Source organism: Gryllotalpicola daejeonensis, assembly GCF_039538145.1.
Lineage (GTDB): Bacteria > Actinomycetota > Actinomycetes > Actinomycetales > Microbacteriaceae > Gryllotalpicola > Gryllotalpicola daejeonensis.
The window spans coordinates 146,064-161,466 of sequence record NZ_BAABBV010000001.1 but is presented as its reverse complement, the minus strand read 5'-3'; the positions used below and the strand labels follow the sequence as shown (position 1 = coordinate 161,466).

At 69.1% G+C, this 15,403-nt stretch carries 12 protein-coding genes; 3 read left to right on the top strand and 9 right to left on the bottom strand.

What is annotated here, in order from left to right:
- Positions 1 to 84 precede the first annotated feature (84 nt).
- A complete protein-coding gene (mraZ, locus tag ABD736_RS00845) occupies positions 85 to 516 on the bottom strand; it encodes a division/cell wall cluster transcriptional repressor MraZ (protein WP_344789847.1) in 432 nt (143 codons plus the stop codon).
- Between the two features lie 295 nt (positions 517 to 811).
- On the bottom strand, positions 812 to 1,210 hold the full coding sequence (locus ABD736_RS00840; RefSeq protein ID WP_344789846.1) for a DUF3040 domain-containing protein: 399 nt from the start codon (positions 1,208 to 1,210) through the stop codon (positions 812 to 814).
- A gap of 130 nt (positions 1,211 to 1,340) precedes the next feature.
- Between ABD736_RS00840 and ABD736_RS00835 the strand changes: the two genes are divergently transcribed.
- Positions 1,341 to 2,444, top strand: coding sequence for a polyprenyl synthetase family protein (locus ABD736_RS00835; protein WP_344789845.1), 1,104 nt, complete (start codon positions 1,341 to 1,343; stop codon positions 2,442 to 2,444).
- 30 nt (positions 2,445 to 2,474) lie between these two features.
- Here ABD736_RS00835 and ABD736_RS00830 read toward each other — a convergent pair whose 3' ends face one another.
- Positions 2,475 to 2,816 (bottom strand): Rv2175c family DNA-binding protein, encoded by a 342-nt coding sequence (locus ABD736_RS00830; RefSeq protein WP_344789844.1) that lies wholly within the window; start codon positions 2,814 to 2,816, stop codon positions 2,475 to 2,477.
- A 105-nt stretch (positions 2,817 to 2,921) separates the two neighbouring features.
- On the opposite strand from ABD736_RS00830, the gene pknB reads away from it, so the two are divergent.
- Positions 2,922 to 4,934 carry a Stk1 family PASTA domain-containing Ser/Thr kinase gene (gene pknB, locus ABD736_RS00825; protein ID WP_344789843.1) on the top strand — a complete coding sequence of 671 codons (2,013 nt, stop codon included), beginning with the start codon at positions 2,922 to 2,924 and terminating at the stop codon, positions 4,932 to 4,934.
- Here the strand turns inward: pknB and ABD736_RS00820 are convergent.
- From ABD736_RS00820 to ABD736_RS00810, 3 genes are all read right to left on the bottom strand, one after another.
- On the bottom strand, positions 4,931 to 6,304 hold the full coding sequence (locus tag ABD736_RS00820; protein ID WP_344789842.1) for a class II 3-deoxy-7-phosphoheptulonate synthase: 1,374 nt from the start codon (positions 6,302 to 6,304) through the stop codon (positions 4,931 to 4,933). The two genes, pknB and ABD736_RS00820, sit on opposite strands and share 4 nt — an antisense overlap.
- A 98-nt stretch (positions 6,305 to 6,402) precedes the next feature.
- Complete coding sequence (locus ABD736_RS00815) at positions 6,403 to 7,098, bottom strand: lysophospholipid acyltransferase family protein (RefSeq protein WP_344789841.1); 696 nt, start codon at positions 7,096 to 7,098, stop codon at positions 6,403 to 6,405.
- Positions 7,099 to 7,117: 19 nt separating this feature from the next.
- Complete coding sequence (locus ABD736_RS00810) at positions 7,118 to 8,074, bottom strand: ROK family glucokinase (RefSeq protein ID WP_344789840.1); 957 nt, start codon at positions 8,072 to 8,074, stop codon at positions 7,118 to 7,120.
- Positions 8,075 to 8,205: 131 nt separating this feature from the next.
- Here ABD736_RS00810 and ABD736_RS00805 point away from each other — a divergent pair, with 131 nt between their 5' ends.
- Positions 8,206 to 10,026, top strand: coding sequence for an AMP-dependent synthetase/ligase (locus ABD736_RS00805; protein ID WP_344789839.1), 1,821 nt, complete (start codon positions 8,206 to 8,208; stop codon positions 10,024 to 10,026).
- Between the two features lie 63 nt (positions 10,027 to 10,089).
- Here ABD736_RS00805 and ABD736_RS00800 read toward each other — a convergent pair whose 3' ends face one another.
- Genes ABD736_RS00800 through ABD736_RS00790 form a run of 3 tightly spaced genes read right to left on the bottom strand, consistent with a single transcriptional unit; the run spans position 10,090 to position 15,319 of the window.
- Positions 10,090 to 10,593, bottom strand: a complete 504-nt coding sequence (locus ABD736_RS00800; RefSeq protein ID WP_344789838.1) for a peptide deformylase — start codon at positions 10,591 to 10,593, stop codon at positions 10,090 to 10,092.
- A gap of 40 nt (positions 10,594 to 10,633) precedes the next feature.
- Positions 10,634 to 11,857: a MinD/ParA family ATP-binding protein gene (locus ABD736_RS00795; protein WP_344789837.1), complete on the bottom strand. Its 1,224-nt coding sequence runs from the start codon at positions 11,855 to 11,857 to the stop codon at positions 10,634 to 10,636.
- A gap of 54 nt (positions 11,858 to 11,911) precedes the next feature.
- Entirely contained in the window at positions 11,912 to 15,319 is a 3,408-nt protein-coding gene (locus tag ABD736_RS00790) for a pyruvate carboxylase (protein WP_344789836.1), read from the bottom strand.
- Between the last annotated feature and the right edge of the window lie 84 nt (positions 15,320 to 15,403).

Below are 15,403 nucleotides of genomic sequence, written 5' to 3'. Positions count from 1 at the left end.
ATCCCCATCCATCCTTGTGGTTCTGACTTGGCCGCGGGGAAGTCGGCCAAGGCAAGCGGATGGCTGGGAGTCACAGCCTGCGGCTCAGAAGAGGCCGGGGATCACCTCCTCCGCGGTGTCGGCGAACGCGCTCTCCTGGTCGGCGAGGTATGCCTCCCAGGCCTTGGCGTCCCAGATCTCGGCGCGGCTGCCCGCGCCGATCACGGCGAGTTCCTTGGTGAGTCCCGCGTATGCGCGCAGCGCCGGCGGGATCGAGATGCGGTTCTGGGCGTCGGGCGTCTCGTCGCTCGCGCCGGAGAGGAAGACGCGCAGGTAGTCGCGGGCCTGCTTGCTCGTCACGGGGGCCTGGCGGATCTTCTCGTGCATCGAGCTGAACTCCTCCTGGCTGAAGACGTAGATGCAGCGTTCCTGACCACGGGTGAGGACCACTCCCCCGGCGAGCTCTGCGCGGAATTTCGCGGGGAGGATCACGCGGCCCTTGTCGTCGAGCTTCGGGGCGTAGGTGCCGAGGAACATGCGCGGCGCCTCCCTTCCCCGAATGCGAACCGCGGTGCCGGTCTGACCCAGCGAGCCCCACGTTACTCCACTTCCTTCCACTCGCAAGGATTTGAAGCTAGTTTTGGGGGTCTTTTCTCATCCAAGAGCCGCGGAATTCCGCGGCAGAAGCCTGGTGGAGGACGGTGGAGGGACATGAGCGGCCCGGGGCGGAAATCGTGCACAAAAAAGGGCCGACCCGAAAGGGTCGACCCTGAGCTGCGCATTCGCCGCCGGCGCGGCGGTGTTCGCGCGGGAGGAAAGTGGAGGTGGCGGGTTAGCGGTCGCCGTCTTGCCGCTTGTCCCAGCGCTCGCCGAGGCGGTCCATGAAGTCCGATGAGTTCTTCTGCCGCGTGCCACTGCCGGACTGAGCGCTTCCGCCCTGCGCGGTGAACAGCGGGTCGCCGCCGCGCCGACGCCCGGGCGTGATCGCGACGAGAACGCCCACGAACATGACGAGGAAGCCGAGGATGCCGACGATGGCGAGGCTGATCGCGACGCCCAGGACGAGCACCGCGACGCCGATCACGGCGAGGAGCACCCCGAGCACGATCGCCCGGTAGGCCGGCTTTCGGCGAGGCGTCTGACTGATGTTCGCCACGAAGTCGGCATCGTTCTGATAGAGGTTGCGCTCCATCTCGTCGAGAAGGCGCTGCTCGTGCTCCGAAAGCGGCATCCCGATCCCCTCTTCTTCAGCTTCGTCAGCTTCGTTGCGTCCTGCTGTGACGCCTCAGTGTAATCACGGGCACTGTGCCCTGCTAGCCCGTTGCGCCATGAGTCCCTTCGGCCGCCATTAAGCTGGCCTCGTGGCGGATAGCGTGAGACTCGTCGATCTGGTCCAAGCCCGTCTCGACGGCTTCCTCGATGACCGCTCTTCCATTGTCAGGACTGTGGGCGCCGACGTGACCGCCCTGCTCGACGACTCGCGGCGATTTCTCAGCGGTGGCAAGCGATTCCGCGCCCAGTTCTGCCACTGGGGGTGGCGCGCCGTTGCAGGCATCCGCGAGTCCCCCGTGACCCAGCGCGAGCTCGATGCCGTCGTCGGCGCGGCCAGTGCCCTCGAACTCTTCCATGCAGCCGCGCTCGTGCACGATGACGTCATCGACAGCTCGGACACCCGCCGCGGCGAGCCGAGTGCGCACCGCCGCTTCGCCGACCGCCACGCCGACCATCGCTGGGCCGGCGACGCGGCAGGCTTCGGCACCTCCGCCGCGATCCTGCTCGGCGACCTCTTGCTCGGCTGGAGCGATGAGCTGTTCGACGACGCCATCCACGAGCTGGGTGACGCGCAGCGCGCCCGGGCCGCACGCCGACTGTTCAATACGATGCGAACCGATGTCACAGCCGGGCAGTACCTCGACGTGCTCGAAGAGAGCGCCTGGGTGGAGCGCGACGAGCAGGAACTGCTTGACGCAGCCCGCCGCGTCGTGGTGTTCAAGTCGGCGAAGTACAGCATCGAGTCGCCACTGCTGATCGGCGCCGCGCTCGGCGGCGGCAGCGAGGCGCAGCTCGAGGCGCTGAGCGCGTTCGGACTTCCGCTCGGCATCGCGTTCCAGCTGCGCGACGACCTGCTCGGAGTCTTCGGCGACGCTGCAGTCACCGGCAAGCCGAGCGGCGACGACCTGCGTGAGGGCAAGCGCACGGTGCTCGTCGCCCTCACGCGCAGCCGGGTCAGCAGCTCGGTGCGGCGAGCGTTCGATGAGCTGCTCGGCGACCCCGAACTCAACACCGAGCAGGTGCTGATGCTGCAGGGTGCGATGCGGGACTCGGGCGCCGTGGAAGAGGTCGAGGAGCTCATCGAGCGCGAGGTCCGCCGTGCGAACGCCGCGCTGGACGAGGCATCCCTCGCCCCCGAGGCGATCGCCGCGCTTCGTCAGCTCACCGCCCGCGTCACCGACCGCGACGCGTAGAGACGCGCTCAGACCAGCCGAGACGGCGGATCAGCCGAGCGCCTGGGCGACCCGGCGCACCTCGGTCTTCCGGCCGCTGCGCAGCGCGTCCACCGGCGCGACGCCAAGCGACTCTTCCTCGGTGAGCAGCCAGTCGATCGCCTCGTCGTCGGTGAATCCGGCGTCGCCGAGCACGATGAGGGTGCCGCGCAGCTCGCCGAGCGGCTGGCCGTTCTCGAGGAAGTCTGCGGGGACGGCGAGCACGCCGCTGCGCTTGCTGCCGGCGAGCTGCCTGTCCTCGATGAGTCTGCGAATGCGCGACGGCGAGAGCCCGAGCGTCTCGACGAGTTCGGGCACGGTCAGCCAGGTGCGCTCCGGCGACGAAGAAGCCATGGAGAAAATCGTGCCAGAAGATGCACCCCGTGTTCACAGTCGGTGTTCATCCGTTTCTGACGTGTCACGCCGCGCGCGGAATATATCGCTACCTAGACTCGTGGGGTGACCAACACGAGCCAGACCGACCCCCTGCTCGGCCGTCTCATCGACGGCCGATACCAGGTGCGGTCGCGCATTGCGCGCGGCGGTATGGCGACCGTGTACCTCGCGACAGATCTGCGTCTCGAGCGGCGTGTCGCGCTCAAGGTGATGCACAGCCACCTGGCCGACGACACCAACTTCAAGACCCGCTTCGTCCAAGAGGCACGCTCGACGGCGCGCCTGGCGCACCCGAACGTCGTGAACGTCTTCGACCAGGGGCAGGACGACGACATGGCCTACCTGGTCATGGAGTACCTGCCCGGCATCACACTGCGCGACCTGCTGCGCGACTACGGCAAGCTCACGCCCGAGCAGACGATCGACATCATGGAGTCCGTGCTCGCCGGCCTGGCGGCCGCCCACCGCGCCGGCATCGTGCACCGCGACCTGAAGCCCGAGAACGTGCTGCTGGCCGACGACGGCCGCATCAAGCTCGGCGATTTCGGCCTCGCGCGCGCCGCCGCCAACGCGACGGGCACCGGGCAGGCGCTGCTCGGCACGATCGCCTACCTCTCCCCCGAGCTCGTCACCCGCGGCATCGCCGACACGCGCAGCGATATCTACGCCATCGGCATCATGATCTACGAGATGCTCACCGGCGAGCAGCCGTTCCAGGGCGAGCAGCCGATGCAGATCGCGTACCAGCACGCGAACGACTCTGTGCCCCGGCCGAGCCTCAAGAACCCGCTCGTCCCGCCGCAGCTCGACGATCTCGTGCTGTGGGCGACCGACCGCGATCCCGAGCAGCGGCCCGCCGACGCGCGCGCCCTGCTCGAGAAGCTCTACGAAGTCGAGCGGGCGATCCACGCGCCGCACCCCGACGCGGGCCTCGATGCGACGCGCGTGATCTCCCCGACCGGGAACGACGCGCAGGCGACGACCGTGCTGGCGCCCGCCGGTGCGGCAGCGCTCACGTCGTCCTACGGCGGCGGCTTCGGCGCGGGCGCCACGACCCAGTTCGCAGGTCCGGCTGCGCAGGTGCGCAGCGAGGCGACGGCAACGGATGCCGTCAGCAAGCTCGCCTCGGTCAGCAGGCACCGCCGCGGCCGCGGCTGGTGGCTGTTCGCGGCGCTGATGGTGATCGCCGGGCTCGCCTCCGGCACCGGGTGGTACTTCGGTGCGGGGCCGGGCGCACTCGTGGCCGTTCCCTCTCTCGATGAGAAGACAGCCCAGGCCGCGACCGCCGCTCTGCAGAACGTCGAGCTGGTCGCGAAGTCGAACCCCGTCTACAGCTGCGAGGTGCCGGAGGGGCACGTGGCTCGGGCGCATCCGGCACCCGGGCGCTTGCTGCACAAGGGCAGCACCGTGACGATCGACGTCTCGCGCGGCCACCAGCCGAACACGATCCCGCCGCTGGGCGGCGTGCCGATCGACCAGGCGAGGCAGAAGATCACGGCAGCGAAGTCGCTCGTCGGCACGCAGGTCGATACGCAGTTCAACGCAAAGGTCCCGAAGGACGCCGTGATCTCGGCGACCAAGGCGACCGACAACGGCGACATCACGGGCGGCGGCGCCTTCACGCAGTGCGACACCGTGAACCTCGTCGTCTCAGCCGGCGCCATCCCCAACGTCGTGGGCAAACCCCTGGCCGAGGCGCAGGCCGCACTGCAGGACGTCGACCTCAAGTACGGCGCCGGCCAGGCGAAGTACGACGACAACGTCCCCAAGGGCTCGGTCATCGCGCAGACCCCTGCGGACTCCGGCCCGGTGCACCCGGGCGACACGATCCTGCTCGACGTCTCGAACGGGCCGCACCTCTACGACGTGCCCGACGTGACGAGCATGACGCCCGCCGACGCGAAGGCGACGCTGGAGGAGGCCGGGTTCACGGTGACCGTACCCGACACGTTCTCGGGCCTGCCGCTCGGCATCTTCCAGGACGGCACGATCGTCGTCTCGAAGGAGACGCCTGACGCGCACTCCAAGCAGCGCAAGGGCACCAACATCAGCCTGACGCTGGGCCTGAAGGGCTAGTTCTTCCGCAATTCCTCTGCGACGAGGAACGCGAGCTCAAGCGACTGCATGTGGTTCAGGCGAGGGTCGCACAGCGACTCGTAGCGCGTGGCCAGCGTCGCCTCGTCGATCATCTCGCTGCCGCCGAGGCACTCGGTGACGTCGTCGCCCGTGAGCTCGACGTGGATGCCGCCGGGGTGCGTTCCCGCCGCGCGGTGCGCCTCGAAGAATCCCTTGACCTCATCCACCACGTCGTCGAAGCGACGCGTCTTGTAGCCCGTGGGCGTCGTGATGCCGTTGCCGTGCATCGGGTCGGTGACCCACAGCGGCGTCGAGCCCTCTGCCTTGACCGCCTCGAGCAGCGGCGGCAGCGCCTCGCGGATGCGACCGGCGCCCATGCGCGTGATGAACGTGAGGCGCCCGGGCTCGCGCTCGGGGTCGAGCTTGTCGATGAGGCGGAACACATCGTCGGGCGTCGTGGACGGGCCGAGCTTCACGCCGAGCGGGTTGCGCACGCGTGAGAGGAAGTCGATGTGCGCGCCGTCGATGTCGCGCGTGCGCTCGCCGACCCAGAGCAGGTGCGCAGAGACGTCGTAGGGGGTTCCCGTTCGCGAGTCGATGCGCGTGAGCGGGCGCTCGTAGTCCATCAGCAGCGCCTCGTGGCTCGCATAGAACTCGACGCCCTTGATCTCGTCGAAGTTCGCGCCGCACGCCTCCATGAAGCGCACCGCGCGGTCGATCTCGCGCGCCATGCCCTCGTAGCGGGCGTTGGCGGGGTTCTCGGCGAAGCCGCGGTTCCAGCTGTGCACCTCGCGAAGATCGGCGAAGCCGCCCTGCGTGAACGCACGGATCAGGTTCAGGGTCGAGGCGGCCGTGTGGTAGCCGCGCACCAGGCGCGCGGGGTCGGCCTGGCGGGATTCCGGCGTGAAGTCGTAACCGTTGACGATGTCGCCGCGGTAGGCGGGCAGCGTCACGTCACCGCGGGTCTCGGTGTCGCTCGAGCGGGGCTTGGCGAATTGGCCCGCCATGCGCCCGACCTTGATGACGGGCAGCGAGGCGCCGTAAGTGAGCACGACAGCCATCTGCAGCACGGTCTTGACGCGGTTGCGGATGCGGTCGGCCGTCGCGTCGGCGAAGGTCTCTGCGCAGTCGCCGCCCTGCAGCAGGAATCCGTGCCCAGCTGCGGCGGAAGCCAGCCGCTCGCGCAACTGGTCGACTTCGCCCGCGAACACGAGCGGCGGCAGCGTCGCGAGCTCGGCGCTCGCGGCGGCGACGGCCGCGGGATCCGGCCAGTTCGGCTGCTGCTTGATCGGCAACGTGCGCCAGTGATCGAGGCCCGCGAGGACGAGCGGGTCGGTCAGGGCTGCGGGGGTCTCGACCAGAGAACTCATAGAGCAGTGAGTTTACCGCCGCCCCCTGGCGCCCAGAGACCGCGTTACCCGGCGAGACACGGCCTATCCGTTGAGACCGGCTACCGGTTGAGACGCGGCTACCGGTTGAGGCTGGGCGTCGTCGCCTTCACCGAGCTGGCGTAGACGTCGACGTACTCCTGACCGGAGATGCGCCACAGCTCGTACTGGATCTCGTCGGTCACCGCCCGCAGCACGTAGCGGTCGCTCTCGAGGCCTGCGTAGCGCGAGAAGTCCAGCGGCTTGCCGATCACGATGCCGATGCGGCGGATGCGCGGCAGCTTCACCCCGACCGGCATGATCTCTTGGGTGCCGACCATCGCGACGGGGATGACGGGAACCCGCGCCTCGAGCAGCATGCGCGCGATGCCCGTGCGGCCGCGGTACATGCGGTGATCGGGGCTGCGCGTGCCCTCTGGGTAGATGCCGAGCAGCTCGCCGGAGGCCAGCACCCGCAGGCCCGTGTTGAGCGAGTCCTCAGACGCCTTGCCGCCGGAGCGGTCGATCGGTAGCTGGCCGGTGCCGAGGAAGAACATGCGCGAGAACCAGCCCTTGATGCCGCGGCCGGTGAAGTACTCGCTCTTGGCGAGGAACGTCACGTGGCGGTCGACCATGAGCGGCAGGAAGATCGAGTCGAAGAACGAGACGTGGTTGCTCGCAAGGATCGCGGCGCCTTCGCGCGGAACGTTCTCGAGCCCGGTCACCCACGGCCGGAACACCGCCTTGAGCAGCGGGCCGAGGAAGACGTACTTGAGGAACCAGAAGAACGCGTTCATCGGATGCCTCCAGCGGCGCTCACTTGAGGTTGGCGGCCGCGTGCTGTCGGGCCACGTCGGCGGCGCCCACGACGCCGGCGTCGTTGACGAGCTCGGCGATGCGGAACTCGGGCTCCGGGTGGTAGCCGCGCGCCGGCAGCGTCTGCAGGAACGCCTGGCGGATCGGCTGCAGCAGCTTCTCACCGGCCGACGCGACGCCGCCGCCGAACACGAACACCTGCGGGTCGAGGATCGCCGCGAAGCTCGCGCACGCCTGGCCCAGCCAGTCGCCCAGCTGCCTCAGTGCCTGCAGTGCGCCGGGGTCATCGACGGCGACGAGGTCGCCGATGTCCTTGCCGTGCAGGTAATTGCCGTTCTTCGAGCGCACGTCGGCAAGGGCCTGGCCGATGCCGCCCGCGTCGGCGAGGGTGTTCGCGTAGCGCTGCAGCGCCCGACCCGAGCCGTACTGCTCGATGCAGCCGTTCGCGCCGCAGCCGCAGGGCAGGCCGTTCGGAACGACCCTCATGTGGCCGAGTTCGGCACCGGCGCCGAAGCCGCCTCGGAAGAGCTTGTCGTTCGCCACGATCGCGCCCCCGACACCGGTGCCGATGGTGAGCATCACCATGTCGGAGGTGGCCTTGCCTGCGCCGAAGCGGAACTCTGCCCAGCCGGCGGCATTGGCGTCGTTCTCGATGATCACCGGCACCGACACGCGCTTCTCGAGCTTGTCGCGGAAGGGCTCGTGCCGCCAGTTGATGTTCGGCGCGTAGTACACGATCGACTGCGTGGCGTCGATGAACCCCGCCGCCGCGACACCGGCTGCGACGGCATCCGTGCCATCTGCCAACTCGTTGATCATGTCGACGACGATGTCCTCGAGCGCCTTGGAATCGCCCGCAGGCGTCGGCTTGCGCAACTGCGTGACGATCGTGCCTTGCTCGTCGACGAGGGCCCCTGCGATCTTGGTCCCACCGATGTCGATTCCGATCGCGTGCACGCAGATTCGCCCTTCTGGATTGTGTGTCGGCTACAAGGAGGACAGAGCGTCCATGCCGCGCTGTCTAGAGTGTATGAGGTCAACTCGCCGCCTGCCATTGACGGCGGCGCCCCGGTATCGAAGGAGCTACCGTGCTCGAATCCGTGATTCCCGCGATCGTCCCCGCCGACCCCTCGGCCAACACGACTGATCTGCTCATCGAGCGGGCAGAGCTCACCCCTGACAAGGTTCTGTTCGGCATTCCAGAGGGCGACGGCTGGCGCGACGTCACCGCAGCGCAGTTCCTCGAGCAGGTGCGTGCGCTCGCGAAGGGCTTCGTCGCCGCCGGCGTGCAGCCGGGCGACAAGATCGGCATCATGAGCCGCACCCGCTACGAATGGGTGCTCATCGACTTCGCCATGTGGTTCGCGGGCGGTGTGCTCGTGCCCGTCTATGAGACGAGCTCGGCGTCGCAGCTCGCGTGGAACCTCACGGATTCGGGGGCGGTCGGCGTGATTCTCGAGGATGCCGGCCACTTCGCCGCCTTCGATGAGATCGCCGCCGACGTGCCGCTCGTGCGGAACGTCTGGCACATCGACCTCGGCGACCTCGACAAGCTCGTCGCCTCGGGCGTCGACGTGCCCGACGACGAGATCGAGCGCCGCCGTAAGATCGCGAACGGCGACGACATCGCCACCCTCATCTACTCGTCGGGAACCATGGGCCGGCCCAAGGGCGTCGTGCTCACCCACGCGAACTTCGTCGAGCTGTCGCGGAACGCGGCGCAGAAGCTCGGCTCGGTGCTCGAGGATCGGGCATCCACCGTGCTCTTCATCACCATCGCGCACGTGTTCGCGCGCTTCATCTCGGTCGTGTCGATCCACGCGGGCGTGCGCGTCGGCCACCAGGCCGACACGACCAAGCTGATGGACTCGCTGCAGTCCTTCCAGCCGACCTTCCTGCTGATGGTGCCGCGCGTGTTCGAGAAGGTCTACAACACCGCCGAGCAGATCGCCGAGTCCGGCGGCAAGGGCAAGATCTTCCGCGCGGCGGCCGACACCGCGGTCGCGTACTCGGAGGCGAAGGCGGCCGGAAAGGTGCCGCTCGGCCTCAACCTCAAGTTCAAGCTGTTCGACAAGCTGGTCTTCTCGACGCTGCGGGCCAAGATGGGCGGAAAGGTCGAGTACGCGGTCTCGGGCTCCGCTCCCCTGTCGACCCGCCTCGGGCACTTCTTCTCGGCGCTCGGCGTCGAGATCCTCGAGGGTTACGGCCTCACCGAGACGACGGCTCCGGTGTCGGTGAACCTGCCCGGGGCATCCAAGATCGGCACGGTCGGCCCCGCGCTTCCCGGCAACTCGATTCGCATCGCCGACGACGGCGAGATCGAGATCAAGGGCATCTGCGTCTTCAAGGAGTATTGGAACAAGCCGGACCTCACGGCCGAGTCGTTCGACGACGGCTGGTTCCGCACCGGCGACCTCGGCTCGCTCGACGCCGACGGCTACCTGTCGATCACGGGCCGCAAGAAGGAGATCATCGTCACGGCCGGCGGCAAGAACGTCGCTCCTGCCGTGCTCGAGGACGGCGCCCGCTCGAACCCGCTGATCGATCAGATCGTCGTCGTGGGCGAGCAGCGCCCGTTCATCGCAGCGCTTGTCACGCTCGACACCGAGATGCTGCCGGTCTGGCTCAAGAACAACGGCCAGAACGAGAACATGCCTCTCGAAGAGGCCGTGCAGAACGATGCCGTGCTCGCCGAGGTGCAGAAGGCGATCGACCACGCGAACGAGGCGGTCTCGCGCGCGGAGTCGATCAGGAAGTTCTCGATCCTGCCGACGACGTGGACCGAGGCGACGGGGCACTTGACGCCGAAGATGTCGATCAAGCGCAGTGTGATCGTGAAGGACTTCGCCGCCGAGATCGACGCGCTCTACCAGGGCGTGCCGACCCGGGCCATGTCGCTGCAGGGCTGAGCGCACGCCGCGCGGCGCCGCACCGGGCTGCACGGCTGAGCGCCGCGCCGGTTGCTGCGCCCGCTAGAACCAGTCGCTCTCGCGGATCTGCTTCATCGCCTCTCGCCGGCTCTGCTTCTCGAGCCGGTCGAGGTAGAGCATGCCGTTAAGGTGGTCGGTCTCGTGCTGCAGCGCCTGGGCGAGCACGCCGTCGCCCTGCACCTCGACCTCGTTGCCGTCGACGTCGAAGCCGACGGCGCGAGCCCACGGGTGGCGGGCGGTCTCGAACCACAGGCCGGGCACGCTCAGGCATCCCTCGCCCGTCGGCTGCTTCTCCCCGCGCACCTCGACCACCTCCGGATTGATGAGGTAGCCGACTTTCCCGTCGACGTTGTAGCTGAATACGCGCACCGTCGCGCCGATCTGGTTGGCCGCGACCCCGGCACGCCCCGGCAACTGCACCGAGTCGACCAGGTCGGCGACGAGGGAGCGCACTCCGTCGTCGAAGCCGTTCTCACCGGGGATGGCGGGGTCGCAGACGGTCTTCAGCACGGGGTCGCCGAACAGGCGGATGGGGCGTACGGTCACAGCGCAAGATTACCGAGAGCCGAGCCGGATGCCTGAAGCGTCAGTCCTTCGGATCGGCCAGCCCCTCGACCACGAGCGCGGCGAGGGTGCGTGCGGCTTCCCGGGTGAGCGGCTTGAGCTGGTGGTACGGCACGACCGACCCCGCCGCGAGCAGCGGGTCGTAGGGAATCCGCACCAGCTCGCGCACCCGCGAGCGGAAGTGCGCCTCGATCTCGTCGAGCATCACCATGTTGGTGCCCTGCGTCGCCGTGTTGATCGCGACGACCGCGTTCTGCACGAGCGCGCCGTAGCCGTTGGCGTCGAGCCAGGTGAGGGTCTCTGAGGCGAGCTTCGCCTCGTCCACGCTGCCGCCGGAGACGATCACGATCTCATCGGCCCGCCGCAGCGTCGCACGCATGACGGAGTGCACGATGCCGGTGCCGCAGTCGGTCAGCACGAAGGAGTAGTAGCGGCTGGCGAGGTCGGCGACGACGTTGTAATCGTCCTCATCGAACGCCTCGGAGAGGTTCGGGTCGGTGTCCGAGGCGAGCACGTCGAGTCGCGTCTCGTCGTGGCTGACGAACTGCGTGAAGTCGGTGTAGCTGCCGATGGAGTTCGCGCGGTGCACCACGTCGCGCACCGTGGCCGTCGAGTGCCTGGGCACCCGCTCGCTCAGCGTGCCGCGGTCGGGGTTCGCGTCGACGGCGACCACCCGGTCGTCGCGCACGTCCGACAGAGCCATGCCGAGCAGCGCCGTGACCGTCGTCTTGCCGACGCCGCCTTTGCGGGTGAGCACTGGGATGAACCGTGCGCCGCCGGTCAGTTCGCGGCGGATGCGGTGGTCGAGCTCCTTCCGGTGCCGCTCCGCCTTCGAGTCACCGAGGTTCACGCCCGTGAAGGTGGCGCCGTAGACGAGGCGGTTCCAGACGCCGGTCGGGCGCGACTTCGGGCGGCGCTTCACGTCGAGAATGCGGTCGGCGGTGAGCATGGCGGCCGACTCGGGCAGCTCGCTCGGCTCGCCCCGCAGTCGTTCGCGACGGGAAGCGCCGGGCGATGCAACGGTCCCGACGCCGGGCGCGCCGCTGTCAGCGACGGACGGCCCGATCTGAGGGGTCACGAGCGTCATCGAGCGGATGCTCGGGGCCGACGGCAACAGGCCGGGGTCGACCGGACGGTCGGGGATGGCCACGGCGACCTCGTCGTCGGGGGTCTCGTGCGGCTTCGGCGGCGGCAGCTCGAGGCTGACCGTGACGGTCTTCGGCTCGTCGGCGACCTTGTCTGCCATGGCTGCAGACTACGGCGGGATGCGTCAGAGCACCATGGCCCCCTTTTGGCGGGGTCAGAGCGGGGTGATGACGACGAGCAGGTCGCCTGCGTCGACCTGCTGGGTCGTGGGGATCGCGAGCCGTTCGACGAGGCCGCTGGTGGCGGCGGTGATCGCGGCTTCCATCTTCATGGCCTCGATGGAGGCGACGGTCTGGCCGGCCGTGACCGCCTCGCCCTCGGCGACGCGCAGGGTGACGACGCCCGAGAACGGAGCGGCGACGTGCCCGGCGTTGTCGGGGTCCGCCTTCTCGAGCGCCTTCGTGGCGACCTCGACGTGCCGGTCGCGCACGAACACGGGCCGCAGCGACCCGTTGAGCTTCGCGAGCACGGTGCGCATGCCGCGGGCATCCGCCTCGCCGATCGCCTCAAGGCCGACGTACAGCACGACGCCCGGCTCGACGTCGACGCGATGCTCGGCGCCGGCGCTCAGCCCGTAGAGGTAGTCGGCCGTGTCGAGGACGGACAGGTCGCCGAACAGCTCACGCGTCTGCTCGAACTGGCGCGTGGGCGCGGGGAACAGCAGCCGGTTCAGGGTCGTCTGCCGTTCGCGCCCCGGAGCGGCGAGGGCGGCCGCGTCGCCCTCGGAGATCGGCGTGACGCCGACCTTGACGTCGCGCCCGGCGAGCACCTTCGAGCGGAACGGCTCGGGCCACCCGCCCGGCAGGTCGCCGAGCTCGCCGGCCATGAACGAGACGACCGAGTCGGGGATGTCGTAGTTCTGCGGATTCTGCTCGAAGTCGTCCGGGTCGGCGCGCAGCGCAGCCAGCTGCAGGGCGAGGTCGCCGACCACCTTCGACGACGGCGTGACCTTGGGGATGCGCCCGAGGATGCGGTTCGCCGCGGCATACATGTCCTCGATGAGCTCGAAGTTGTCGGCGAGGCCCAGCGCGATCGCCTGCTGGCGCAGGTTCGACAGCTGCCCGCCCGGGATCTCGTGCCGGTACACCCGCCCGGTCGGCGCCGGCAGCCCCGACTCGAACGGCGCATAGAGGGCGCGCACGGCGGCCCAGTACGGCTCGAGCGCGGCGACGTTCTCGAACTCGAGCTCGGTGGCCCGCTCGGTGTTGTCGAGGGCGGCGACGAGGGCCGAGGCCGACGGCTGGCTCGTCGTGCCCGACATGGGCGCGGAGGCGACATCGACGACATCCGCGCCGGCGCGCGCGGCCGCGAGCAGGGTCGCGAGCTGGCCGCCGGCGGTGTCGTGCGTGTGCACGTGCACGGGCAGCTCGAACTCGCGCCGCAGCGCCGCGACGAGCTTCTCCGCTGCCGCCGGCTTGAGCAGGCCCGCCATGTCTTTGATGGCGATCATGTGGATGCCGGTGCCGACCAGCTTCTCGGCGAGCCTCAGGTAGTAGTCGAGGGTGTAGAAGTCCTCGGCCGGCGAGTTCAGGTCGCCGGTGTAGCACAGCACGCCCTCGGCGATCGCAGTGTTCTGCGCGAGCACCGCCTCGATCGCCGGCCGCATCTGCTCGACGTCGTTGAGCGCGTCGAACACCCGGAAGATGTCGACCCCGGTCGCCGCGGCCTCGGCGACGAAGGCATCCGTCACCTCGGTCGGGTACGGGGTATAGCCCACCGTGTTGCGCCCGCGCAGCAGCATCTGGATCGCGATGTTCGGCATCGCCTGGCGCAGCGTCGCCAGGCGCTCCCACGGGTCCTCGCCGAGGAACCGCAGCGCGACGTCGTAGGTCGCCCCGCCCCACGCCTCCACCGAGAACAGCTTCGGGGTGAGCCGGGCGACGTAGGGAGCGGCCGCGAGCAGCTCCTTCGTGCGCACGCGGGTCGCCAGCAGGCTCTGGTGCGCGTCGCGGAAGGTCGTGTCGGTGACCGCGAGGGCTGTCTGGGCGCGCACGGCCTTCGCGAACGCCACCGGGCCGAGCTCGAGCAGCTGCTGCCTCGTGCCGTCGGGGGCAGGCAGGCTCAGGTCGAGCTGCGGCAGCTTCACCGCCGGGTCGGCGACGCCCGCCGGCCGCTCACCGTTCGGCTTGTTCACCGTCACGTCGGCCAGCCAGTTGAGGATCTTCGTGCCGCGATCCTGCGAGGGGCGCGCTCGCACGAGGTCGGGGCGGTTCGCGATGAAGTCGGTGGCGATCTCGCCCGCAATGAACTCCGGCTCCTCCAGCAGCGCCTGCAGGAACGGGATGTTGGTCGCCACGCCGCGGATGCGGAACTCCGCCAACGCGCGGCGGGCCCGGCTGACCGCTGCGGGGAAGGTGCGGCCCCGGCAGGTGAGCTTCACGAGCATCGAGTCGAAGTGCGGGCTCACCTCGGATCCGGTGCCCATCGAGCCGCCGTCCAGACGGATGCCGCCGCCGCCCGGCGAGCGATAGGTCGTGATCGTTCCCGTGTCGGGCCGGAACCCGGCTGCCGGGTCCTCGGTGGTGATGCGGGACTGCAGGGCGAAGCCGTTCACCCGCACGCTGTCCTGCGACAGGCCGATCTGTGCGAGGGTCTCGCCGGCGGCGATCCTCATCTGGGTCTGCACGATGTCGACATCCGTCACCTCCTCGGTGACCGTGTGCTCGACCTGCACGCGCGGATTCATCTCGATGAACACGTGCTGGCCTCGCCGCTCGCCCGCCGCCTCGACCAGGAACTCGACGGTGCCCGCGTTCACGTAGCCGATCGACTTCGCGAAGGCGACCGCGTCGCGGAACAGCGCCTGCCGCACGTCCTCGTCGAGGTTCGGCGCCGGCGCGATCTCGACCACCTTCTGGTGGCGGCGCTGCACCGAGCAGTCCCGCTCGAACAGGTGGATCGTCTCGCCGGCGGCATCGGCGAGGATCTGCACCTCGATGTGCCGCGGCTTCAGCACCGCCTGCTCGAGGAACATCGTCGGGTCGCCGAAAGCACTGTCGGCCTCGCGCATCGCCTCCTCCAGCGCCGGGCGCAGCTCGTCCTTCGTGTCGACGCGCCGCATGCCGCGCCCACCGCCGCCCGCGACCGCCTTCGCGAAGATCGGGAAGCCGATCTCATCCGCCCCGGCCAGCAGCTCGTCGAGGTCGCGCGACGGCGGCGTCGAGGCCAGCACCGGAACGCCCGCGGCGATCGCGTGCTCTTTCGCGGTCACCTTGTTCCCGGCCATCTCGAGGACTTCCTTGGGCGGCCCGATGAACGCGATGCCCGCCGCCCGGGCCGCCTCCGCCAGCTCCGGGTTCTCGGACAGGAATCCGTAACCCGGATAGATCGCGTCTGCGCCCGCCTGCTTGGCCACGCGGATGATCTCCGCGACATCCAGGTATGCCCGAACCGGATGCCCCTCCTGCCCGATCTGGTAGGCCTCATCCGCCTTCATACGATGCAGCGAATTGCGATCCTCGTAGGCGAACACCGCGACTGTGCGCGCCCCCAGCTCGTACGCTGCGCGAAACCCGCGAATGGCGATCTCACCACGGTTGGCGACCAGGATTTTCCGGAACACGCAGGTCCTCTCCGTCGGGGTCCGCGGGCCGTGCGCCGAGTTCCTCACACGCAGGCAACGGTTAGGTTCCTTCAGACTACTGAC